25 protein-coding genes and 1 pseudogene are annotated in these 22,504 nt (G+C 68.2%); 12 read left to right on the forward strand and 14 right to left on the reverse strand.

Features of this window, described 5'->3' with window-relative positions; translation table 11 throughout:
- Positions 1 to 32: 32 nt before the first annotated feature.
- Positions 33 to 968 (forward strand): SPFH domain-containing protein, encoded by a 936-nt coding sequence (locus tag C5F75_RS08050; protein ID WP_059573709.1) that lies wholly within the window; start codon positions 33 to 35, stop codon positions 966 to 968.
- A gap of 152 nt (positions 969 to 1,120) precedes the next feature.
- Here the strand turns inward: C5F75_RS08050 and smpB are convergent, their stop codons facing one another.
- Positions 1,121 to 1,567 carry an SsrA-binding protein SmpB gene (smpB, locus tag C5F75_RS08055; RefSeq protein ID WP_006478511.1) on the reverse strand — a complete coding sequence of 149 codons (447 nt, stop codon included), beginning with the start codon at positions 1,565 to 1,567 and terminating at the stop codon, positions 1,121 to 1,123.
- Positions 1,568 to 1,666: 99 nt separating this feature from the next.
- On the opposite strand from smpB, the gene C5F75_RS08060 reads away from it, so the two are divergent.
- Positions 1,667 to 2,104 (forward strand): type II toxin-antitoxin system RatA family toxin, encoded by a 438-nt coding sequence (locus tag C5F75_RS08060; protein WP_006483809.1) that lies wholly within the window; start codon positions 1,667 to 1,669, stop codon positions 2,102 to 2,104.
- Between the two features lie 4 nt (positions 2,105 to 2,108).
- The gene (locus C5F75_RS08065) at positions 2,109 to 2,432 is read left to right on the forward strand and encodes an RnfH family protein (protein ID WP_050012887.1); all 324 of its coding nucleotides are present in this window, start codon (positions 2,109 to 2,111) and stop codon (positions 2,430 to 2,432) included.
- A 42-nt stretch (positions 2,433 to 2,474) separates the two neighbouring features.
- Here C5F75_RS08065 and C5F75_RS08070 read toward each other — a convergent pair whose 3' ends face one another.
- The 3 genes from C5F75_RS08070 to C5F75_RS08080 form a co-directional block, all read right to left on the reverse strand.
- On the reverse strand, positions 2,475 to 3,440 hold the full coding sequence (locus C5F75_RS08070; protein ID WP_104012048.1) for a DMT family transporter: 966 nt from the start codon (positions 3,438 to 3,440) through the stop codon (positions 2,475 to 2,477).
- Positions 3,441 to 3,561: 121 nt separating this feature from the next.
- Positions 3,562 to 4,248, reverse strand: coding sequence for a Vgb family protein (locus tag C5F75_RS08075; protein ID WP_059573731.1), 687 nt, complete (start codon positions 4,246 to 4,248; stop codon positions 3,562 to 3,564).
- A 31-nt stretch (positions 4,249 to 4,279) separates the two neighbouring features.
- Complete coding sequence (locus C5F75_RS08080; RefSeq protein WP_104012049.1) at positions 4,280 to 5,500, reverse strand: helix-turn-helix domain-containing protein; 1,221 nt, start codon at positions 5,498 to 5,500, stop codon at positions 4,280 to 4,282.
- A 113-nt stretch (positions 5,501 to 5,613) separates the two neighbouring features.
- Here C5F75_RS08080 and C5F75_RS08085 point away from each other — a divergent pair, with 113 nt between their 5' ends.
- The 5 genes from C5F75_RS08085 to guaA all read left to right on the forward strand — a co-directional run bounded on the left by C5F75_RS08085 (position 5,614) and on the right by guaA (position 11,298).
- Positions 5,614 to 6,378 (forward strand): DUF899 domain-containing protein, encoded by a 765-nt coding sequence (locus C5F75_RS08085; protein WP_104012050.1) that lies wholly within the window; start codon positions 5,614 to 5,616, stop codon positions 6,376 to 6,378.
- A 28-nt stretch (positions 6,379 to 6,406) separates the two neighbouring features.
- On the forward strand, positions 6,407 to 7,213 hold the full coding sequence (locus tag C5F75_RS08090; protein ID WP_104012051.1) for a DUF2182 domain-containing protein: 807 nt from the start codon (positions 6,407 to 6,409) through the stop codon (positions 7,211 to 7,213).
- 282 nt (positions 7,214 to 7,495) lie between these two features.
- Entirely contained in the window at positions 7,496 to 8,956 is a 1,461-nt protein-coding gene (gene guaB / locus C5F75_RS08100; RefSeq protein ID WP_034207642.1) for an IMP dehydrogenase, read from the forward strand.
- 6 nt (positions 8,957 to 8,962) lie between these two features.
- Positions 8,963 to 9,571 carry a hypothetical protein gene (locus C5F75_RS08105; RefSeq protein ID WP_104012052.1) on the forward strand — a complete coding sequence of 203 codons (609 nt, stop codon included), beginning with the start codon at positions 8,963 to 8,965 and terminating at the stop codon, positions 9,569 to 9,571.
- A gap of 107 nt (positions 9,572 to 9,678) precedes the next feature.
- Positions 9,679 to 11,298, forward strand: a complete 1,620-nt coding sequence (gene guaA / locus C5F75_RS08110; RefSeq protein WP_104012053.1) for a glutamine-hydrolyzing GMP synthase — start codon at positions 9,679 to 9,681, stop codon at positions 11,296 to 11,298.
- Between the two features lie 208 nt (positions 11,299 to 11,506).
- On the opposite strand, the gene C5F75_RS08115 is transcribed toward guaA, so the two are convergent.
- The 10 genes and pseudogenes from C5F75_RS08115 to C5F75_RS08155 all read right to left on the reverse strand — a co-directional run bounded on the left by C5F75_RS08115 (position 11,507) and on the right by C5F75_RS08155 (position 18,531).
- Positions 11,507 to 12,124 (reverse strand): 3'-5' exonuclease, encoded by a 618-nt coding sequence (locus C5F75_RS08115; RefSeq protein WP_104012054.1) that lies wholly within the window; start codon positions 12,122 to 12,124, stop codon positions 11,507 to 11,509.
- 145 nt (positions 12,125 to 12,269) lie between these two features.
- Positions 12,270 to 12,719 carry an acetyltransferase gene (locus C5F75_RS08120; protein WP_089464901.1) on the reverse strand — a complete coding sequence of 150 codons (450 nt, stop codon included), beginning with the start codon at positions 12,717 to 12,719 and terminating at the stop codon, positions 12,270 to 12,272.
- A gap of 90 nt (positions 12,720 to 12,809) precedes the next feature.
- Entirely contained in the window at positions 12,810 to 13,313 is a 504-nt protein-coding gene (locus C5F75_RS08125) for an NUDIX hydrolase (protein ID WP_104012055.1), read from the reverse strand.
- 49 nt (positions 13,314 to 13,362) lie between these two features.
- Positions 13,363 to 14,307, reverse strand: a complete 945-nt coding sequence (locus tag C5F75_RS08130; RefSeq protein WP_146075174.1) for an NAD(P)-dependent oxidoreductase — start codon at positions 14,305 to 14,307, stop codon at positions 13,363 to 13,365.
- Between the two features lie 36 nt (positions 14,308 to 14,343).
- Entirely contained in the window at positions 14,344 to 14,631 is a 288-nt protein-coding gene (locus C5F75_RS08135) for a gamma-butyrobetaine hydroxylase-like domain-containing protein (protein ID WP_059573720.1), read from the reverse strand.
- Complete coding sequence (locus C5F75_RS08140; RefSeq protein ID WP_104012057.1) at positions 14,628 to 15,632, reverse strand: HEAT repeat domain-containing protein; 1,005 nt, start codon at positions 15,630 to 15,632, stop codon at positions 14,628 to 14,630. Before C5F75_RS08140 ends, C5F75_RS08135 begins: the two co-directional genes overlap by 4 nt.
- A gap of 48 nt (positions 15,633 to 15,680) precedes the next feature.
- Positions 15,681 to 15,761 (reverse strand): annotated as a pseudogene (locus C5F75_RS37500) (ABC transporter ATP-binding protein); the annotation flags it as partial.
- 6 nt (positions 15,762 to 15,767) lie between these two features.
- Positions 15,768 to 16,013 carry a 4Fe-4S dicluster domain-containing protein gene (locus C5F75_RS08145; protein WP_006490846.1) on the reverse strand — a complete coding sequence of 82 codons (246 nt, stop codon included), beginning with the start codon at positions 16,011 to 16,013 and terminating at the stop codon, positions 15,768 to 15,770.
- 11 nt (positions 16,014 to 16,024) lie between these two features.
- Positions 16,025 to 17,764, reverse strand: coding sequence for a fumarate reductase/succinate dehydrogenase flavoprotein subunit (locus C5F75_RS08150; RefSeq protein ID WP_104012058.1), 1,740 nt, complete (start codon positions 17,762 to 17,764; stop codon positions 16,025 to 16,027).
- On the reverse strand, positions 17,761 to 18,531 hold the full coding sequence (locus tag C5F75_RS08155) for a GntR family transcriptional regulator (protein WP_059573723.1): 771 nt from the start codon (positions 18,529 to 18,531) through the stop codon (positions 17,761 to 17,763). Before C5F75_RS08155 ends, C5F75_RS08150 begins: the two co-directional genes overlap by 4 nt.
- A gap of 310 nt (positions 18,532 to 18,841) precedes the next feature.
- On the opposite strand from C5F75_RS08155, the gene C5F75_RS08160 reads away from it, so the two are divergent.
- From C5F75_RS08160 to ldcA, 4 genes are all read left to right on the forward strand, one after another.
- The gene (locus C5F75_RS08160; protein WP_104012059.1) at positions 18,842 to 20,068 is read left to right on the forward strand and encodes an MFS transporter; all 1,227 of its coding nucleotides are present in this window, start codon (positions 18,842 to 18,844) and stop codon (positions 20,066 to 20,068) included.
- A 275-nt stretch (positions 20,069 to 20,343) separates the two neighbouring features.
- Positions 20,344 to 20,745 carry a DnaJ family domain-containing protein gene (locus C5F75_RS08165; RefSeq protein ID WP_012328731.1) on the forward strand — a complete coding sequence of 134 codons (402 nt, stop codon included), beginning with the start codon at positions 20,344 to 20,346 and terminating at the stop codon, positions 20,743 to 20,745.
- Between the two features lie 11 nt (positions 20,746 to 20,756).
- Positions 20,757 to 21,347, forward strand: coding sequence for a tRNA adenosine(34) deaminase TadA (gene tadA, locus C5F75_RS08170; protein WP_373453007.1), 591 nt, complete (start codon positions 20,757 to 20,759; stop codon positions 21,345 to 21,347).
- A gap of 102 nt (positions 21,348 to 21,449) precedes the next feature.
- Positions 21,450 to 22,388, forward strand: coding sequence for a muramoyltetrapeptide carboxypeptidase (gene ldcA / locus C5F75_RS08175; protein WP_059608799.1), 939 nt, complete (start codon positions 21,450 to 21,452; stop codon positions 22,386 to 22,388).
- The last annotated feature ends 116 nt before the right edge of the window (positions 22,389 to 22,504 follow it).

Below are 22,504 nucleotides of genomic sequence, written 5' to 3' on the forward strand. Positions count from 1 at the left end.
CGTCCGCCAATACAACAAGGAGGGAATATTTCATGGATTCGCTGATCATCTGGGTTGTCCTGCTCGTCATCGCGATCGTGATCGTGTCGAAGACGGTGAAGATCGTGCCGCAGCAGCATGCATGGGTGCTCGAGCGGTTCGGGCGCTATCACGCGACGCTGTCGCCCGGTCTCAATATCGTGCTGCCGTTCGTCGATCGCATCGCGTACCGGCACGTGCTGAAGGAAATTCCGCTCGACGTGCCCAGCCAGGTCTGTATCACGCGCGACAACACGCAGTTGCAGGTGGACGGCGTGCTGTACTTCCAGGTGACCGATCCGATGAAGGCGTCGTACGGGTCGAGCAACTTCGTGCTGGCGATCACGCAGCTCGCGCAAACCACGCTGCGCTCGGTGGTCGGCAAGCTCGAACTCGACAAGACGTTCGAGGAACGCGATTTCATCAACCACAACATCGTGTCGGCGCTCGATCAGGCCGCGGCGAACTGGGGCGTGAAGGTGCTGCGCTACGAGATCAAGGACCTGACGCCGCCGAAGGAAATCCTGCATGCGATGCAGGCGCAGATCACCGCCGAGCGCGAAAAGCGTGCGCTGATCGCCGCCTCCGAAGGCCGCAAGCAGGAACAGATCAACCTCGCGTCGGGTGCGCGCGAAGCGGCGATCCAGAAGTCCGAAGGCGAGCGGCAGGCCGCGATCAACCAGGCGCAGGGCGAAGCCGCCGCGATTCTGGCGGTGGCCGAGGCGAACGCGCAGGCGATCCAGAAGATCGCGAGCGCGATCCAGTCGCAAGGCGGGATGGATGCCGTGAACCTGAAGGTCGCCGAGCAGTATGTCGGCGCGTTCGCGAATCTCGCGAAGCAGGGCAACACGCTGATCGTGCCGTCGAACCTGTCGGATCTCGGCACCGCGATCTCGTCGGCGCTGACGATCGTCAAGAGCGCGGGCGCGGCGTCGGGCGCGAAGGGCTGAGCCGACATCGACGCGCGCGCGGCTGCCGCGTGCGCGTCGTCGTGCGGCGAATCGTCGCGCAGCCGCGCGACCGGCCGGTGCGATTCACCAGGTCCAAAGCAACACGGCCCGCTTCGAGCGGGCCGTGTCGTGTGCGATGAATGCGGTGGGCGTCAGGTGCCGGCGCGCATGATGCGTGCCTTCTCGCGTTCCCAGTCGCGCTTCTTCTCGGTTTCGCGCTTGTCGTGCAGCTTCTTGCCTTTCGCGAGTGCGATGTCGCACTTCACGCGCCCGCCCTTGTAGTGGAAGTTCAGCGGCACGAGCGTGTAGCCGCGCTGCTCGACCTTGCCGATCAGTTTCTTGATTTCCTCGCGGTGCAGCAGCAGCTTGCGCGTGCGAACCGGGTCGGGCTTGATGTGCGTCGAAGCCTCGGGCAGCGGGCTGATATGGGTCCCGATCAGAAAGATCTCGGCGTTCTTCACCACGACGTAGCCTTCCTTGATCTGGCCGCGTCCGGCGCGCAGCGCCTTGACTTCCCAGCCCTCCAGCACGAGCCCCGCTTCGTAGCGTTCCTCGATGTGATAATCGAAGTGCGCTTTCCTGTTGTCGATGATGCTCATGAAAGGATTGGGCCAACTCGTTTAAAATCACGATTTTAGCAAAGCGGGGCGGCAATTGCCCGGCTTGGCGTTTCCACTTTCAGCGATGCCGCGCGATTTATGGCAGATGTCCAGAAAACCGTATTGATTCGCCATTCGGCGGAACAGATGTTCGACCTCGTCACCGACGTGGCCGACTACCCCAATTTCCTGCCCTGGTGCGGCGGTGTCGAGATTCGCCGTCAGGACGAGAGCGGAATGGAAGCGCGCATCGACATCAACTTCAAGGGCATCAAGCAGCATTTCGCGACGCGCAACACGCAGCAGCGCCCGACCCGCATCGACATGGAGTTCGCGGACGGGCCGTTCAAGAAGTTCACGGGTTCGTGGCGCTTCATTCCGCTGCGCGCCGACGCGTGCAAGATCGAATTCGCGCTGCACTACGAATTTTCGAGCATCCTGCTCGAGAAGATCATCGGGCCGGTGTTCAGCCACATCGCGAACACGTTCGTCGATTCGTTTGTGAAGCGCGCGGACCAGCGGTACGGAAAGGGGTGACGCGATGCTGTCGATCGAAGTCTGCTACGCATTGCCGGACCGCCAGACGCTGATTCCGCTGTCGCTGCCCGAAGGGGCGACCGTGCGCTCGGCCATCGACGCGAGCGGCGTGCTCGCGCTGCACCCGGAGATCGATCTCGCGCACGCGAAGACGGGCGTCTACGGCAAGCTCGCGCCGCTCGATGCGCCGCTCGTCGATCACGACCGCGTCGAGATCTATCGTCCGCTGATCGTCGATCCGAAGCTCGCACGCCAGCGGCGTGTCGACAAATCCCGCCGCGACGGCTCGATCGAGGGCCGCAAGTGGATGCACAAGGACGCGCGCTGATGCGCTTTTCGTTCCGATTGATCTGATCAAGCGCCGCGGCGCTCAGTGGGCCGCGGCGTTTGCGTTTGCGGGCGCGCCGCCCGGCGTGTCGCCGTGCCGTCGCACCGAGCCGTATACGCCCGCGAGCAGCAGCACGAGCGCGGCGATCTCGAGTGCGCGCGGCATCCGCTGGTCGTACACGGACGCATACAGCATCGCGAACACGGTTTCGAACACGATCAACTGGCCCGACAGCGTGAGCGGCAGCCGCTTCGACGCGGCATTCCACAGTCCGTTACCGAGCCACGACGCACCGATCGCAAGCACGAGGTTCAGCAGCCAGAACAATTGCCAGCGCGAGGCGGGGACGGCCGCCTGTACCGTCCCGGCGGGCAGCGCGAGGATCGCCAGCCAGCAGAGCCCGCCGATCAGGCCCGTCACGACACCCCACAGCACCGACCATTCGTTGCCGCCGAAGCGGTGATGGCGCTGCAGGTAGCGTGTGTTTGCCACCGCATACCAGGTCCAGCTCGCGAGCGCGCCCGCCGCGCAGGCGATACCCGCAAGCTTCTGGGCGAGCGTCGTCGCGTGCGCGGCTTCGGACGTAAACAGATCGACGTTGATGCACACGATGCCCGCGATCACAAGCGCGAGCGGGGCGGCGAGCCGCCGCAGCGGCATTGCGCCGTGGTCGCCGAGGCCCGCGAGCGTGACGGTCACCGGCAGCACGCCGACGATCAGCGAACTGGGCGCGATGCCGATCAGGTGCACGGCGCCGGACAGCAGCATGTAGTACGCGACGTTGCCGATGACGGCGAGCCTCACCAGTGCGACGAGATCCGCGCGGGTCAGCCGATCGAGCAGCGAGCGGGCGGCCGGCAGCGCGGCCGCGAGCGACACGAGGCCGTACATCGTGTAGCGGCCGGCGCTCAGCAGCAGCGGCGAGAAATCGGTCAGCAGCCGCGGAACCAGAAACACCATGCCCCACAGGGCGCCTGCCAGGACACCGTACACCACGCCGCGCTGCATCGACCGCTCCGAACGAATGACTGAGGTGCGCGCATCTTAGCGATGCCGGCGCGGCGGCGTCTTGTTCATTCCTGCACTCGCGGCCGGGTGCGGCCGTCACGCGGCTTCGGCGGGCGGCGAATCATTCGTCCGCCGAATCGGGGGTTGGCCGCGTGCCGTCGCCGGCAGCATCCGTGCGCGTCGGGCGGCGCACGGCACGCAGCTTGCCGCTGTTGCCGCCGCCGCAGTAGAAGCGGTCGCGGCCATCGGATTCGAGGCCCGACACGCCGACGCCGGGCGGCATGTCGACCTGCTCGAGCACTTCGCCCGTGCGCGGATCGATGCGCCGCAGGTCGCTGCGGTCGGCTTCCCACGTGCCGTGCCACAGCTCGCCGTCGACCCACGTCACGCCGGTGACGAAGCGGTTCGACTCGATCGTGCGCAGCACGGCGCCCGATTGCGGATCCACCTGATGAATCTTGCGCTCGCGGTACTGGCCGACCCACAGCGTGCCTTCCGCCCACGCGAGCCCCGAATCGGCGCCGCCGCCGGGCGCCGGAATCGTCGCGAGCACGCGGCCCGATTCGGGGTCGATCTTCTCGATGCGGTCCTCGACGATCTGGAACAGGTGGCGGCCGTCGAACGCCGTGCCCGCGTGCGCGGCGACGTCGAGCGAGCGGACGATCGTGCCGCGCTCGGGGTCGAGCGCATTCAGCTTGTCGCCGGACGCGTACCACACGTGCCGCCCGTCGAACGTGACGCCGTGCACGCCGTCGACGCCCGGAAACGGGCCGTACTCGTGAAGGATGTCTGCGGTGGAGCGCTTCATGTTCGTCACCTCGTCGTTCGATGGGGCCATCCTAATCGCCCGGCAGCGCAAGCGGGAGTAACAAGGTCGTCGCGAATCCGGGCAGCGGCGGCGTGAGCCAGCGGCGCGCGCGTCCGCGGCCGAGTGCCTGCACCTTGCCGGTTTGCGCGAGCGCATCGAGCGCGCGCTGCACGGTGCGCTGGCTGGCGCCGAGCGCGAGCGCCAGCGCGGAGCTCGACCACGCTTCGCCGTCGGCGAGCAGCGCGAGCACGGCCGCGTGCCGATCGTCGACCGGCCGCGCGAGGACGACGGTTTCGCGCACGCCGAGCGGTTCGAGCGCGAAGCCGCGCGGTGTCGCGACGACGTTCGCGAGCGGGCGCAGCACCGCGCGCAGCCGGCCGATCTCGACACGCAGCCGCGCGCGATGCGATTCGTCGGCGTGTTTCGCGCGGAACGCGGCGTAGACGAGCGCGTTTCTCGACACGTCGGCCGGCCAGGCTTCGCCGAGCGCACGGGCGAGCACGAACAGCACCGGGCGTCGCGCGAGCGACACGGTCGTGCGCGCATCGCGCACCGTGTGGCGGCACGCGTCGACGACGAGCGCATTCGACTCGAACAGCGTCTCGACTTCGTCGAGCGGCACGAGCCGCGACGTGCCGCGCGCGATGAGCCGCGCGGCCGGTGCGTCGAGCACGCGCGCCGCGGTGTCGACCTCGGCCGCCAGCGCGGCGATGCCGGCGGCGCGGGCGGCTGTCCGTGCGCGGCCGAGCGCCGCGCGGGCCGCGTGCGTGCGGATGCGGCGCATCGCGATGCCGGCCGCGATCAATTCATGGGCGGCGCGCGACGCGGGCGGCAGCGGCGCGGGGTCGAGATGCGCGAGTAGCCGCTCGGCTTCGTCGAGATGGCCGATCAGCAGCAAGCGGCGGACGCCGAGATAGCGGGCGTGCGCGGCGTTCGCGCGGTCGCCATGCGCGTCGAGCGTCGCGCAGGCCGCATCGAGCGCGCGCGTCGGCCAGTGCAGGTCGCGCGACGCGAGCGCGATTTCCGCTTCCGCGACGACGCAGCGTGCCCGTGCGACCGCTTCCTTCGCGCCGAATGCGCGTGCGGCGCCGCGCACGAGCGACCGTGCCCGTTCGAAATCGCCGAGCTGCGCCAGCGCGATCCCGCGCAGCGCGAGCGCCGGCGCATCGTCGCGCAGCGCGACGCGGTTCAGCGCGCCGAGCGCGTCACCGGCCGCGAGCGCGTGCGCGGCCGCCGTGATCAGCGAATCCATTCGAATCCCGACACACTTGTCACTCCCTTCGGTCCGATGCCCGCCACTAATCTAGCACCACGCACACGGCCCGTACGCCGTGCCCGGATACCCATCGGAAGGAGGAACCCGCAATGACGACCCATCTCACCGGAACCCGCGACGAATGGCTGACCGCGCGCCGCGCGCTGCTCGACGCGGAAAAGGCGCTGACGCGGCACAGCGACGAGCTCGCGCGGCAGCGCCAGGCGCTGCCGTGGGTGCGGGTCGACAAGACCTACCGGTTCGACACCGAAGCAGGGCAGGCGACGCTCGACGACCTGTTTGGCGGCCGTTCGCAACTGCTCGTCTATCACTTCATGTTCGGCCCCGACTACAAGGCCGGCTGCCCGTCGTGCTCGGCGCTCGCCGACGGCTTCGACGGCTTTGCCGTGCATCTGGCGCATCACGACGTGACGCTCGCGGCCGTGTCGCGCGCGCCGCTCGCGAAACTGCTCGCGTACCGGCAGCGGATGGGGTGGACGTTCCCGTGGGCGTCGTCGGTCGGCAGCGATTTCAACTTCGACTTCAACGTGTCGTTCACCGAAGCGCAGCAGCGCGCGGGCGACGTCGAATACAACTATGCAAAGGCTGGACACGCGATGGACATGGATCCGCCGCCGGCGCCCGTCGTGCAGTTCGCGGCCACGTGCGGCACCGATCCGGTCACGTATGCGCTCGATCGGCCGGGAATGAGCGCGTTCGTGCGCGAGGACGGCGCCGTCTATCTCACGTATTCGACCTACGCGCGCGGCCTCGACGGATTGTGGGGGATGTACCAGTGGCTCGATCGCGCGCCGCGCGGACGCAACGAGGCCGGCCCGTGGTGGCGCCGTCACGACGAATACGCGCGTGGCTGAGCGGGCCGGCCACGGGCGGGAGCGCGCGATGACGCGAACGGCAACCGGCGAGGCGGCCCCCGATCCGCGGGCATTCGGCGTGGCGGCCACCGCCGTGTTCGCGCTCGCCGCGGTGGCGACGCTCGCGCAGCATGCGTCGATGGCCGCGATGGGCGGCGAACCGATGCCCGGCGGCTGGATGGCCTCGGCCGCCTGGCTGCGGCCGTGCGGGCAGGGCGCCGGGCGCGCATTCGCGGCGTTCGCCGGAATGTGGGGTGCGATGACGGTGACGATGATGCTGCCCGTGCTCGCGCCGCTGCTCTGGCGTTACTGGAAGCGCATCGGTCCGCGGACGGCGCAGCCGGCCTGGCGCGTCGTCGTCGCGGAGGTGGGATATTTCTCGGTCTGGATGGCGCTCGGGGCGCTCGTGTTTCCGATCGGCGCCGCACTGACGACGGCCGCCACGCGCCTGCCGGCGCTCGCCCGGGCGATGCCGTTCGCGGCCGGCGCCGTCGTGCTGGCCGCGGGCGCGTTGCAATTCTCCCGGTGGAAGGCGCGCCGGCTCGCGTGCTGCCGGCACGCGGCGGCGCACGGTGGGCACTTGCCGCGGGCGGCGGCCGTCACGGCATGGCGGTACGGCGTGCACGCCGCGATCCGGTGCGCGGCATGTTGCGGGAATCTGATGGCGGTCGCGCTGGCGGCCGGCATGATGGACCTGCGCGTGATGGCCGCCGTGACGGTCGCGATCGCCGCCGAACGCGTTGCGCCTGCCGGCTGGCGCGTGTGGCGGATCGTCGGTTGCGGGACGGTGGCGGGCGGCATCGCGATGATCGCCCGTGCGGCCGGTCTGGCGTGAGGTCGGGCAGGCAAGCCGCTTCGGCGTGCGGGTCGCCGGGCCGTGCGCGGCCGCCGCCGTCGCGCCCGTGTCGCCTCGCCGCGACACGCGCACGTGCCGTCCGGCCGCCGGCTGCGCGAATGGCTCGACGCAGCGGTGAAACGAAAGTCGATCGAAAACGAACCGAACGGCGATCCGAACGATTCGGCCCCCGAACCGCCGAAACCGGCTAAGCCGTTGTTCGTGTTGTGAAAAATCACGGCGCTTCGCGTATAATTCGCTTTTGCGCCCATAGGATTTGCCATGCGTCTGATCCAAAAAGCACTCACTTTCGATGACGTGCTCCTCGTTCCCGCCTTCTCCGACGTTCTCCCGCGCGACACCAGCCTCAAGACCAAGCTGACCCGCAACATCTCCCTGAACATGCCGCTCGTGTCCGCCGCGATGGACACGGTCACCGAAGGTCGCCTCGCGATCGCGATGGCGCAGCAGGGGGGCGTCGGTATCGTCCACAAGAACCTCACGCCGGCCGAGCAGGCCCGCGAAGTCGCGAAGGTCAAGCGTTTCGAGTCGGGCGTCGTCCGCGACCCGATCACGGTGCCGCCGCAAATGAAGGTGCGCGACGTGATCGCGCTGTCGCGCCAGCATGGCATCTCGGGCTTCCCGGTCGTCGAAGGCCCGCAGCTCGTCGGCATCGTCACGAACCGCGACCTGCGTTTCGAAACGCGCCTCGACGAGCCGGTCAAGTCGATCATGACGCCGCGCGAGCGCCTCGTCACGGTCAAGGAAGGCACGCCGCTCGCCGAAGCGAAGGCGCTGATGCACAGCCACCGCCTCGAGCGCGTGCTGGTCGTCAACGACGCGTTCGAGCTGCGCGGCCTGATGACCGTCAAGGACATCACGAAGCAGACCGAGCACCCGGACGCGTGCAAGGACGAACACGGCAAGCTGCGCGCAGGCGCGGCGGTCGGCGTCGGCCCGGACAACGAAGAGCGTGTCGAGCTGCTGGTGCAGGCCGGCGTCGACGTGATCGTCGTCGATACCGCGCACGGCCACAGCAAGGGCGTGCTCGAGCGCGTGCGCTGGGTCAAGCAGAACTTCCCGCACGTCGAGGTGATCGGCGGCAACATCGCGACGGCCGCCGCCGCGAAGGCGCTCGTCGAATACGGCGCGGACGCGGTCAAGGTCGGTATCGGCCCGGGCTCGATCTGCACGACGCGCATCGTCGCGGGCGTCGGCGTGCCGCAGATCAGCGCGATCGCGAACGTCGCGGAGGCGCTGAAGGGCACCGGCGTGCCGTGCATCGCCGACGGCGGCGTGCGCTTCTCGGGCGACGTGTCGAAGGCGCTCGCGGCCGGCGCGAACGCGGTGATGATGGGCAGCATGTTCGCGGGCACCGAAGAGGCGCCGGGCGACGTGTTCCTGTACCAGGGCCGCCAGTACAAGTCGTACCGCGGCATGGGTTCGGTCGGTGCGATGAAGGACGGCGCGGCTGACCGCTACTTCCAGGACAACTCGGCGAACATCGACAAGCTCGTGCCGGAAGGCATCGAAGGCCGCGTCGCGTACAAGGGTTCGGTCAACGCGATCCTGTTCCAGCTGGTCGGCGGCGTGCGCGCGAGCATGGGCTACTGCGGCTGCCGCACGATCGACGAGCTGCACGAGAAGGCGGAATTCGTCCAGATCACCGCGGCGGGCATGCGCGAGTCGCACGTGCACGACGTGCAGATCACGAAGGAAGCACCGAACTACCACGTGGACTGATCGCCGATGAAACCGCTGCTGCGAGCCGTGCTGATCGTCGATGCCGTGCTGCTGCTGGCGTTCGGCGCGCCGTTCGTGCTGACGCCCTGGCAGGCGCTGTTCAATGCGCTGCAACTGGCGAACATCCAGCCCGCGATGCTCGGCCAGGCGTTCGGCATCGCGCTGCTCGGGCTCGCGTGGCTCGCGTTTCATGCGGCGTTCAACGGCGATCTCACGGCGCCCGTCGCGCGCCCGGTCGGCCACGTGTACTGGCTGACCGGCGTGCTGACGGTCGTGTGGTCGATCGGCACCGGCAGCGGGCCGGCGCTCGCGGCCGCCGGCCGGGTGCTGTCGGCCGTGGCCGGCGTCGCGCTGATCGTGCTCGGCCTCGGCGGCGTGCGGCTCGCATCGGCCGTGCGCCGGCGCGAAAGGGCCGACAAGGCGCAGGCGCTCGAGGGCCGCGATGCGAAGCGTCCGGTCGAACCGGCGCCGGCCTCCGTGGCGCAGCCGCGAGTCGAGCCGGTCGTCAGCCGTCCGGTGGCGCCTGCGGCGCCGGCCGCGGCTACCCCGTCGGCCGCATCCGACCGTGCGTCAGGCAGCGTCGCGTTCGACGCGCGCCCGCCGTCGCAGGATTGACCGGCGATGCGTCGCGCGAGCCGCCTGCCGCCCGACGCCGCTGTCCATGTTTTTGACGCAGCGCTCGATGCGCTGCTTTTCTTATTCTCTTCATCCCGTCCGCAGCCATGCACGACAAAATCCTGATTCTCGACTTCGGTTCGCAAGTCACCCAACTGATCGCGCGCCGCGTGCGCGAAGCGCACGTCTACTGCGAAATTCACCCGAACGACGTGTCCGACGACTTCGTCCGCGAGTTCGCGCCGAAGGCGGTGATCCTGTCGGGCAGCCACGCGAGCACGTATGAAGACCACCAGCTGCGTGCGCCGCAGGCCGTGTGGGATCTCGGCGTGCCGGTGCTCGGCATCTGCTACGGGATGCAGACGATGGCCGTGCAGCTCGGGGGCAAGGTCGAGTGGAGCGATCATCGCGAATTCGGCTACGCGGAAATGCGTGCGCACGGCCATACGCGCCTGCTCGACGGCATCGAGGATTTCACGACGGCCGAAGGCCACGGGATGCTGAAGGTCTGGATGAGCCACGGCGACAAGGTGGCCGAGTTGCCGCCGGGCTTCGCGCTGATGGCGTCGACGCCGAGCTGCCCGATCGCCGGCATGGCCGACGAGGCGCGCGGCTACTACGCGGTGCAGTTCCACCCGGAAGTCACGCACACGGTGAAGGGCCGGCAGATCATCGAACGCTTCGTGCTGCAGATCGCCGGCGCGAAGCCCGACTGGATCATGAAGAACCACATCGAGGAAGCCGTCGCGAAGATTCGCGAGCAGGTCGGTGACGAGGAAGTGATTCTCGGCCTGTCGGGCGGCGTCGATTCGAGCGTCGCGGCCGCGCTGATCCATCGTGCGATCGGCGATCAGCTGACCTGCGTGTTCGTCGACCACGGCCTGCTGCGCCTGAACGAAGGCGAGATGGTGCTCGACATGTTCGAGGGCCGCCTGCATGCGAAGGTCGTGCACGTCGACGCGTCCGACCAGTTCCTCGGCCATCTGGCCGGCGTGACCGATCCGGAAGCGAAGCGCAAGATCATCGGCCGCGAGTTCGTCGAGGTGTTCCAGGCGGAAGCGAAGAAGCTGTCGAAGGCGAAGTGGCTCGCGCAGGGCACGATCTACCCGGACGTGGTCGAATCGGGCGGCACGAAGACGAAGAAGGCGACGACGATCAAGAGCCACCACAACGTCGGCGGCCTGCCGGAAACGCTCGGCCTGAAGCTGCTCGAACCGCTGCGCGACCTGTTCAAGGACGAAGTGCGCGAGCTGGGCGTCGCGCTCGGCCTGCCGCCGGAGATGGTGTACCGCCATCCGTTCCCGGGCCCGGGCCTCGGCGTGCGGATTCTCGGCGAAGTGAAGCGCGAGTACGCGGATCTGCTGCGCCGCGCGGACGCGATCTTCATCGAGGAACTGCGCGGCACGGTCGCGACCGCGCAGGATGCGGCGGCCGGCCTGTGCGGCGACGCCGACGTCGGCAAGAGCTGGTACGACCTGACGAGCCAGGCGTTCGCGGTGTTCCTGCCGGTGAAGTCGGTCGGCGTGATGGGCGATGGGCGGACGTATGACTATGTGACGTCGTTGCGGGCCGTGCAGACGACCGACTTCATGACCGCGCATTGGGCGCATCTGCCGTATGCGCTGCTCGGCCGTGCGTCGAACCGGATCATCAATGAAGTGCGCGGGATCAACCGGGTCGTGTACGACATCTCGGGGAAGCCGCCGGCGACGATCGAGTGGGAGTGAGCATTTCGGCTAAATCGGCGTTCGATTCCGCTTGTGTCGTGGCGCATCGCTTGATGTCGCGATAGTTCGCAAGCGGATGACCTTCGGTTGGCTTGCTGCCCCGGCTCACGCAGGGGCAAGAAGCGGCCTGGCAATTGATTGCCAGGCCGTTTTGCGTTAACGCATGAAATCGGCGAGCGTGGCGTTTTCCGTTCCGGGACCGGATACGTCACACATGCGCCCGCCCGAGCGACCGCAGATACATCGGCACTTTCGCCTTGGTCGTCGCCTGAACCCGCGACATCAGCGCATGATCGATGCGATCCAGCCCATAAGTCCGCGAAATATCCTGCTGCAACCGGCACCATAGATGGCCGGCCATCTCCGCATCGACCATCGCGCGGTGCGCACGGCCCGATTGCGGCAGCCGCAGCATCTCGGCCAGGCTCGACAGGCGGTGACTGCGCGCGTCCGGGTAGATCCGTCGCGCCACCAGCATCGTGCACGCAAACGCATGGTTGGCCGACATGCCGAGCATCCCGAGTTCCGACTGCCAGAAGCGTTTGTCGAAACCGGCGTTGTGGGCCACGACCGCATGCTGGCCGACGAACGCCGCCGCTTCCTTCATGACTTCGGAAGCCGGGGGCGCCGCCGCGATCATGTCGTTCGTGATGCCCGTGAGCGCGACGACGTCGGACGGGATGCGTCGGCCCGCATTCATCAAACTCTGGAAACGGTCGACGACCTGCCCGTCGCGCAGCAGGATGACGGCAATTTCGGTTGCACGGTCGCCCAGATTCGGCGACAGCCCGGTTGTTTCGAAGTCCAGTACCGCGACGGTTTGCATGTTGAATTCGAGTGCTTCATTAGAAGATGTCGAGTGTGGCCGAGAGGGTAGCATCTTCGGGCGCGCGAACGGCGGGTTCGTCGAGCGGCGAGTGGGCAAGCTGCCGATTGACGATAATGAAAATCTCAGCCCGTCGGGATGATTTTCAGTCTCGACCGCACCCGCGATAACGAAGGTGAATCAGCGGATAAGGCCGCCCCTGTCCATCCAGCTCCGATCGCCCGCAGCGCTCGAATCCGAGCCGTTCATAGAATCGTGCCGCCGCTTCGTTCTGTTCGTTGACGTCGGTCGACAGGTCGGGATGGCGCTTGATCGCCTCTTCGACGAGCAGCCGCCCGACCCCCGCGCGATGGTGGGCGGGATCGACGAACAGCGCTTCCATGTGGCTGCCGTCGAGCAGCATGAAGCCGATCGGGCGATCGGTTTCGTCGACGGCCAGATCGAGCGGTGCGCCCGGCAGGAACGCGACGACTTCGGATTCGATCGCGCGACGATCGTCTTCGCTCAGGAAGTGATGCGTGGCATCGACGGCTTGGCGCCAGATGTCCAGTACGCGTGTGCCGTCGGCCTCGGTGGATTGTCGAATTTTGATCATGGTTTGATATGGGATGACTTGGCGCTCGCCGGGGGCCGCCTCGGTGGCGGAGCGAACGCGTCGCGGTAATGCACAAGCGACAGCGAAGTGTCACGCGGATGGCTGCCGCGCGTGCTCCAGCACCACCGCCCGCTCGATCGCCCGTCGCGCGACATCGCGCACGCCCGCGCTCATCGGCAAATCGTCGCGGTCGAGTTCGTCGAGGCCGAACCAGCGCGCGTCGAGCGCGTCGTCGCCGGCGGCTGGCGTGCCGCGCAGCCATCTGCACAGCACCGCGACCATGATGAAATGCTGGCGCACGGCGCCGTGCGCATCGTAATCGAACGCGTCCAGCGCGGTAAAGGCGTCGAGCGCCTCCACGTCGATCGTCGTTTCTTCCGCGATCTCGCGCACGACCGCCTCGGCAAGCGGCTCGCCCGGCTCGATCTTGCCGCCGGGGAAGCCCCAGCAGCCGGCATCGGGCGGGTTCGCGCGGCGCACGAGCAGCACGTCGCGCTCGCGCAGCACGATGCCGATCACGGCGGGAACGGGGCGCAAGGGTGCAGCGTTGCCGGTTGCGGACGTGCCGGTTGCGGACGTGCCGGTAGCGGACATGGTCGGGCCTATCCGTTGGTTCGAACAAACGCGGGCGCGGGGACACCGCTCATCGCATGTCCCCGGTACGCCGTTCGATCGCGCGGATCACGGCGACCATGTCGGCCGCGCCATGGCCGGCCTGCTCGGTTTCCGCGTAAAGCGCATGGCAGATGTCGAGCAGCGGCGACGCGATGCCGATGCCGCGCGCGGACTCGGCGACGAGGCGCGCGTTCTTCAGCACGTCGCTGATCGCGGCCTGCACCGAGAAATCTTCCGTGACGAACTTGCCGAGCTTCACGCGCGACACGTCGCTCGCCATCGGACCGGCATTCAGCACGTCGGCGAAGCGCGCGAGGTCGATGCCGTGACGTTGCGCGAAGTGCGTGGCTTCGGCGAGACCGGTGACCATCGTGATCAGGAACAGGTTGACGGCGAGTTTCATCGTCAGCGCCGCCGGCACTTCGCCGCACACGAAGCTGTCGCGGCACAGCGGCTTCACGAGCGTGCGGATGGCATCGACATCGTCCGGCGCGCCGGCCAGCATCACGACGAGCTGACCGGCTTCGGCCGGCTTGCGCGAGCCTGATACCGGCGCCTCGACGTAGCGGCCTGATGCGGCGGCGATGTCGTCGGCGAGCGCGCGAGAATACTCGGGCGCATTCGTGCCCATGTTGACGATCGTGTGTCCACCGACCCGCGCGGCAAAAGCACGTGTGCCGCGGGCGAGAGCGGCATCGATGGCCGCGTCGTTCGCGAGCATCAGGATCACGGTGCGGCAGGACGCGAATACGTCGTCGATGCCGTCGGCCACCCGTGCGCCGGCGTCGCGCAGTGCATCGTCGCTGCGGTGCGAACGACTCCACACGACGAGCGGCGTGCCGGCGCGCGCGAGATTGAGCGCCATCGGCGTGCCCATCACGCCGAGGCCGATGAATCCGACTGCGGTTTGCATGATGCTGCTCCCACGGTGGGTGATGCGATCGTGGGCGTCAGTATCGCAGCGTTTGCGCATGCCTGCCATCCGGCCCGCGCGACCGCGGCAGCCGGGTCATCGCCGCGACGCGATCTCCGCCAGGTACGGCCACGGATAGATGCCGCGTGCATGGCCGTCGCCGAACAGGAAGCGCACGCCGTAGCCGAGCGCTTCCACGCCGTCCAACGTCAGGCTGGCCCGCGCGTCGATATGGCCGCCATCGAAGCGGATTCTCCGGCATTGCGCACACGGGCAATCGCCGCGCAACCGCGCATAGCCGATGCGTTGCGTGACGCCGCCGGGCCAGTGCAACGTCAGTGCATGCGCGGGGTGATCGAGTGCAATTTCGGTCGGCGCGATCATCGCGACGCCTCGTCGATCTGTCCGATCGCGATCCGCGCGGCCTTGCGTACTTCGGGGTCGCGATCGTCGAGTGCGCCGTGCAGCGCGGGCAGCGTCTCCCGGTCGCGCAATTCGCCGAGCGCGAGTGCGGCTTCCTTGCGCAGATTGCTGATCGCATGCGAGAGCAGCGCGACGACGGCCGATGCCGCGGCCGCATCGCGCAATTGGCCGAGCGCGCGGACGGCGCGCACGCGCACTTGCCAGTAATCGTCGTCGAGCGCGGCGACGAGCGGGTCGCGCGCAACGGCGGCGCGCAGCTTGCCGAGCGTGGCAGCGGCTTCCTCGCGCACCTGCCATGCGCCGTCGCGCAGTGCCGCGAGCAATGCGGTGACGACGGCCGCATCGCTCGCCGAAGCAAATCCGATTGCGCCGACCGCGGCGCGGCGCACGTCCACATCGGTGTCCGTGGTCGCGACGCGCGCGAGCGGCGGCAGCGCGCGGCCGTCCTTGAGCCAGCCGAGCACGACGACCGCCTCGGCGCGGACGTCCGCATTGCTGGCATCGAGCGCGCGCAGCGCCGGCGCGAACGCATCGGGGTCGCGCAACTCGCGCAAGCCGCGCAGCACGGCGGCGCGCACGAACGGCTCGGGCCGGTCGACCCAGCGGCACAGCGCGGCGCCCGATGCCGGGTTCTTGAGTTCGGACAGGCTTTGCGCGGCGGTCGCGCGTACGCCGTCGTCCGGATCGAGCAGCGCGTGGCACAGCGCGTCGACGACATCGGGCTGCTCCCACGCGTCGAGCACGCGCGCAGCCTCGCGGCGCACGTCGGCCGACGCATCGTCGCGCAGCGCGGCGACGAACGACGGCACGAGTTCGGGCGCTTCGAGATCGGCGAGTTCGAGCAGCGCGATGCGGCGCACCGATGCATCGGCTGCGGCGAGGCGCGCGACGAGCGCGGCATGATCGGCGTGATCGCCGGCCGGCACGCCCGGCAGCGGAAAAGCGGAGGAAGAAGCGGTCATGGATAAAGTCGGTGCGGTGGACGGGCCGGCATGCGTACTGATGCGACGTTCGCGCGATAGCGCGAGACAGCGGCGCTCGATGTCGACGAAAGCCGGCTCGGTCGTGCCGTCGCCGGTGCGGGGCCGCGCGCCGTGTCAGCGCAGCAGGTAAGGGATGTCGACCTTGACCGCGCCGGTCGGGCAATCGCGTTCGCACGGCATGCAGTACCAGCATTCGTCGAACTGCATGTAGGCCTTGCCCTTGGTGACGTCGATCGCGAGCAGGTCGAGCGGGCACACGTCGACGCACACGGTGCAGCCCTTGTCGGCGATGCACAGCGACTCGTCGATCGTCACGGGCGCGCTGCTGCGCTGGAAGATGTCGTGCGGGGTATGCGGCATGGCAAGGTTCCTCAAAGGGCGGCCGCGAGCGCGGCCGGTTCGCGGATGCGCAATTGCGCGTAGGCGCCGCGTTCGTCGTCGGCAAGCGGCACGACGTACGGCTCGACCGGCCGCTTCTCGCTGCGCATCGCGCCTGCGGCATCCTTGCGCAGCCAGGTGTGGCAGAACCATTCGGCATCGTTGCGATGCGGAAAATCGACGCGATGGTGGTACAGGCCCCAGCGGCTTTCGGTGCGGAACAGCGATGCACGTGCGGCCATTTCCGCGCAGTCGCGGATCGCGCGCACTTCGGCCGCGCGCATCAGCTCGTGCGGATGGTTTGCTTTGATCTCTTCGATATCCTCGGTAATGGCGTCAAAGCGTTGCAGCCCGATTTCCATCTTGCGCGTCACCTTCGGCGGTTGCAGGTAGTCATTCACCATGCGGCGCAGCTTGTACTCGACCTGCGCCGGCGCGAGGCCGCGCTCGCGCAGCAGCGGCGCGAGCACGCGGGTGCGCTCGGCGTCGACCTGTTCGTCGTCCACCGGCGCATGTTCGCGGCCGGCCACGTAATCGGCCGCGTTCTGCCCGGCGAACCAGCCGTACGTAAACGCCCCGAGCATGTAGTTGTGCGGGACGGCCGCCATGTCGCCCGCTGCGTAAAGCCCCGGCACGGTCGTCTCCGCGCGTGCATTCACGTACACGCCGGATGCGCTGTGGCCGCTGCAGAAGCCGATTTCGGAGATGTGCATCTCGACCATCTGGCGGCGGTAGTCGGTGCCGCGCCCCGCATGGAAGCGGCCGCGGCTCGGCCGTTCGTTCGTATGCAGGATCTGCTCGATGGTCCGGATCGTTTCTTCCGCGAGATGGTCGAGCTTCAGGAATACAGGACCGTTGCCGCTTTGCAGTTCCTGGTAGAACTCCCACATCATCTGGCCGCTCCAGTAGTCGCATTCGATGAAGCGTTCGCCCTTGCCGTTCGCGGTGAATCCGCCCAGGGGCCCCGTCACGTACGCGCACGCCGGGCCGTTGTAGTCCTTGATCAGCGGATTGATCTGGAAGCATTCGAGATTCGCGAGCGCCGCGCCCGCGTGATAGGCCATCGCGTAGCCGTCGCCCGCGTTGGTCGGGTTCTCGTACGTGCCCATCAGGTAGCCCGACGCCGGAAGGCCCAGGCGGCCGGCCGCGCCGCAGCAGAGGATCACGGCCTTCGCGCGGATCGCGTGGAACTCGGCGGTGCGGCAGTCGAAGCCGAGCACGCCGCTCGCGTGGCCCTGCGCGTCGGTCAGCACGCGCGTCGCGACGATCCGGTTCGTGATCGCGATGCGTGCGCGCTTCAGTTGCCGGTACAGGACCTTCTTGATGTCGTGGCCCTCCGGCATCGGCAACACATACGAGCCCATGTGATGGACCTTCTTCACCGCGTAGTCGCCGGTGCCGTCCTTCTCGAACTTCACGCCCCAGCGATCGAGCTGCTCGATCGTCGTGAAGCTGTGCGCCGCGTACGCGTACACGGCCGCTTGATCGACGATCCCGTCGTTGGCGATCGTGATCTCGCGCGTGTACTGCTCGGGCGTCGCATGGCCGGGAATCACCGCGTTGTTCAGGCCGTCCATCCCCATCGAGATCGCGCCGCTGCGTTTGACGTTGGCCTTCTCGAGCAGCAGCACGCGCAGCGACGGATCGCGCTCCTTCGCCTTGATGGCCGCCATCGGCCCGGCCGTGCCGCCGCCGACCACGACGATGTCGTATTCGTGCACATGGGTGTTCATCGTGGGTTCCTTGCAGGTTTGCGCGCCTTCTGCCGGTCGACGCGCAACCGGTACTGGAAGGCGTCGCCGCGGAAGTACAGGTGTTCGTAGTCGATCGGCGCCCCCGACGCGTCGTGCGTGAGGCGCTCGATGCGCAGCACGGGGCTGCTTTCCTCGACGTGCAGTGCGTCGACGATGTCGTCGTCGGCGAGGATCGCGTCGATCGACACGTCGGCGTGGCCGAGCGGGATGCCGCAGTCGTTCTCCAGGATCAGGAAGATGTCGCGGGTCGCGAGATCGGCACCCGCGAGCCGCTTGCCGAGCGCCTCCGGCACCCAGGTCTGTTCGAGCGACACGGGTTCGCGGTTCAGCAGCCGCACGCGATGGATCTCGACGAGCGGCGCGCCTTCCGGCACGTTCAGCTTCGTCGCGAGATGGCGATCGGCCTTCACGGTGCGCAGGCTGCGCAACTGGTTGACGATCTCGTAGCCCATCGACGACATCGCCTCGGCGAACCCTTGCAGCGACGTCACGTTCTGGAAGGCCTTCGGCTTCGACACGAACGTGCCCTTGCCGTGCAGCTTGAACAGCAGGCCTTCCTTCTGCAGGTCGCCGAGCGCCTGGCGCACCGTGATGCGGCTGACGTCGAACATCGCGCAGAGTTCGTGCTCGGACGGCATCCGGCTGTGCGGCGCATAGGTGCCGTCGAGAATGCGCGCGCGCAGCGTGTCCTTGATCTGCACGTAGAGCGGGGCCGCTGACAGCGGCACGACGTTGGGTGGGGGCATCGGTCAACTTGTTATGACAAGATGAGGCGAGTGTAGCCAGCGCAAGGGCGCGGCCCAACCAAGCATTTCTGATTTCGATTTCCCGTGGCGGAAAAAGGGGGGCGGCGGCGCGAGCGGGTGAACCGACCCTTGCGAGCCGAGCGGGATCGCCCACAATAAAAAACGTGGCCCGATGCGCGCCGCATGTCGATTCCCGGATGCGTCGCCCGTCGTATCGATATCGACCGGGCAGTGCGCCGCGCCATGCGGCCGGCACCCCGGTTTTCCGCGAATGGCGCAACGAACGAGGAGAGACCCCATGACACGCCACATGCCGGATTCCCGATACCGCTGGGTCATTGTCGCCGCGGGCGGCCTGATGGGGTGCGTCGCGATCGGCGCGATGTTTTCGTTGCCGGTGTTCCTGCGGTCCATCGCGCACGATACGGGCTGGTCGATGACCGGCATTTCCGCGGCGATGACGCTCGGCTTCATCGCGATGGCGTTCGCGAGCATGGCGTGGGGCAGCCTGTCGGACCGCGTCGGCACGCGGCCCGTCGTCATCGCGGGGGCCGTGCTGTTGTCGGCCAGCCTGGCGCTCGCGAGCCGCGCACCGTCGCTGCTGGTGTTCCAACTTACCTTCGGGTTGGCCGTCGGCAGCGCGACGGCCGCGATATTCGCACCGATGATGGCGTGCGTGACCGGCTGGTTCGACACGCACCGCAGCCTCGCGGTGTCGCTCGTGTCGGCCGGCATGGGAATGGCGCCGATGACGATGGCGCCGCTGGCCGCGTGGCTCGTGTCGGTGCGCGACTGGCGCACGTCGATGCTGCTGATCGCCGTGCTGGCGGCCGTCGTGATGATTCCGGTGTCGCTGCTGGTGCGCCGGGCGCCCGCGCTCGAGCACGCGTCCGCGCAGGCGGCGGCCGAGTCGGCGCCTGCCGGCGCGCCGGCCCCGACGATGTCGGTCGCGGATGCGCTGCGCTCGCCGCAGTTCATGGTGCTGGTGCTGACCAACTTCTTCTGTTGCGCGACGCATTCGGGCCCGATCTTCCATACGGTCAGCTATGCGGTGACCTGCGGGATTCCGCTGATCGTCGCCGTGTCGATCTACAGCGTCGAAGGGCTGGCCGGCATGGGCGGCCGGATCGCGTTCGGGATACTCGGCGACCGCCTCGGCGCCAAGCGCATGCTGGTCGCCGGACTGCTCGCGCAGGCGTTCGGCGCGCTCGGCTACTACTTCGTGCGCACGCTCGACGGCTTCTACGCGGTCGCGACGCTGTTCGGCTTCATCTATGCGGGCGTGATGCCGCTGTATTCGGTGCTCGCGCGCGAGAATTTCCCGCTGCGCATGATGGGCACGGTGATCGGCGGCTGCGCGATGGCCGGCAGCCTCGGGATGGCCGCGGGCCCGGTGGCCGGCGGGCTGATCGTCGATGCGCTCGGCAGCTACGGCTGGCTGTACCTCGGCTCGTTCGCGATCGGGATCGGCGCGTTCCTGATCGCGACGCTGTTCCGCCCGTTCGCGAAAGCGCGACAGGAAACGGTGGCTGCGTAATCGGGCGGGGAGTGGGGCGCCTCGCGTTTTCGCCGGGCGCGCTGTGGCCACCTTCCTGGCGCGGATAAAAAATGGCTCGGACATCGCGCCCGTTCGGACGCGGTCGAACGGCGCTCGGCCTGCTGCGGCGCAGCAGCGCGGCAAGTGGCTGCGATCGGCGCGCATGCGCTGCGATTCGGCCCCTAAAAGCACAATATCGAGCATGTATTCGAAGGGCCTGTCATACCGGCGTCACCCTGATAGAATTCGGCCTGCCGCATTGTTCCGATTGACTGATGAGATTGCTTGACGCTCTGGTCGAACAACGTATTGCCGCCGCCGCCGCGCGGGGCGAGTTCGACGATTTGCCGGGTACCGGCGCGCCGCAGGCGCTGGATGACGACCTGCTCGTGCCCGAGGAGGTGCGGGTGGCTAACCGTATCCTGAAGAATGCGGGCTTCGTGCCGCCGGCCGTCGAACAACTGCGCGCGCTGCGCAACCTGCACGACGAGGTGCAGGCGGTCAGCGACCGCGCCGCGCGCTGCCGGCTGCAAGCGAAGATCCTCGCGCTCGACATGGCGCTCGAATCGCTGCGCGGCGGCCCGATGGTGATGCCGCGCGACTACTGCCGGCGTATCGCGGAACGCCTGTGCGAGCGCGGGCTCGACGAAGCGCCCGCCGAAGCGGGGCCGATGTGACGTCCGGCGCGCTGCCCGACGCAGCCCCTGCTGGCCTTGCGGCAGCCGCCTCGGGTGCCGAACCCGCCGCCGATTCTCCCGTTCTGGAAGCCGCGCCCATCTCGGCGCGCGATCTGCATTTCATGCGTCTTGCGCAGGCCGCCGCCGAAGAGGCGCGCGCGGCCGGCGAAGTGCCGGTCGGCGCGGTGCTCGTGCGCGGCGACGAAGTGATCGCGCGCGGCTTCAACCATCCGATCGGCGGGCACGACCCGTCCGCGCATGCCGAAATGGCCGCGCTGCGCATGGCCGCGCAGCACCTGCGGAATTACCGGATGCCCGGCTGCGAGCTGTATGTGACGCTCGAGCCGTGCCTGATGTGTGCGGGCGCGATCATGCATGCCCGCATCGCGCGGGTCGTCTATGGCGCGGCCGACCCGAAGACGGGCGCGTGCGGCAGCGTGATCGACGCATTCGCGAATCCGCAACTGAACCACCATACCGAAGTGACGGGCGGCGTGCTCGCCGACGAATGCGGCGCCGCGCTGAAGTCGTTCTTCGCCGAGCGCCGACGCGCGCTGCGCGAAGCACGGCTTGCCCGCGACGCCGAATCCGGCGCGTCATAGGCGCGTCGCCGCCGCGCCCGTCGTTGTGGGCGCGCATGGTTTCGTGAACCGCCCACGGTTCGGACCCTCTAAGCAGGTTTGACGACCCCGACACCTTTCGCCATGTCCTTCCAGCCCGCCGCGTCCTACACCATTCGCCTGCTGGCGCCGTCCGGCTATCCGCACGACCCCGACGCGATCAACCGCGCGCTCGAGCGCCTGAGCACCGCGCAGCAGCGCATCGAGAACATCGAGGCGACGCAGCGCCGCTTCCAGCGTTTCGGCGGCACCGACGGCGAGCGGGCAGGCGACCTGAACCGCCTCGCCGATCCCGCACGGCCGTTGCCGGACATCGGGCTCGCGGTGCGCGGCGGCTACGGCGCCGCGCGCATCCTGCACGGGCTCGACTATCGCGGGCTCGAACGCCGGCTGCGCGACCAGCCGGTCGCGCTCGTCGGTCACAGCGACTTCACGGCGATCCAGTTGGCGCTGTACGCGAAGGCGCGCATCAAGACGTTCGGCGGCCCGATGCTGTCGGCCGATTTCGGCGCGGAAACGCCGAGCGACTTCACGATGCAGCATTTCTGGCAGACGCTGACGCAGCCGAGCACGACGATCGTGGCCGACGCCCCGCAGGTGCAGGCGGTGAACGTGACGGGCACGCTGTGGGGCGGCAACCTCGCGATCCTCACGTCGCTGGTCGGCACGCCATACATGCCCGACATCGAGGGCGGCATCCTGTTCATCGAAGACGTCAACGAGCAGCCATTCCGGATCGAGCGGATGATCTATCAACTGCACCTGTCGGGGCTGCTCGCGCGGCAGCAGGCGCTCGTGCTCGGCCAGTTCACCGGTGCGCGGCCGTTCGAGTACGACAACGGCTACGACATGCAGGCGATGATCGACCAGGTACGGGCGGTGGTCGGGATTCCGGTCGTCACGGGGCTCCAGTTCGGCCATGTGCCCGACCTGTTGACGCTGCCGTTCGGCGCACAGGCGCAACTGGTCGCGAATGCGCACGGGTTCCGGCTCACGCTGTCGGACTATCCGCATCTCGGCTGACGCCGGCGATGCCGGCGCGATCGATCGAAAGGCGGGTTTTGAACTGACCCCGCAAAGTTGGACAGTTAAAGGCTAGGCGCCCAAGGGCTGAGTCCTGTATTGCACGGGACTCAGCC

The sequence above is a fragment of the Burkholderia anthinoferrum genome (genome assembly GCF_002925705.1).
Taxonomy (GTDB): Bacteria; Pseudomonadota; Gammaproteobacteria; order Burkholderiales; family Burkholderiaceae; genus Burkholderia; species Burkholderia semiarida.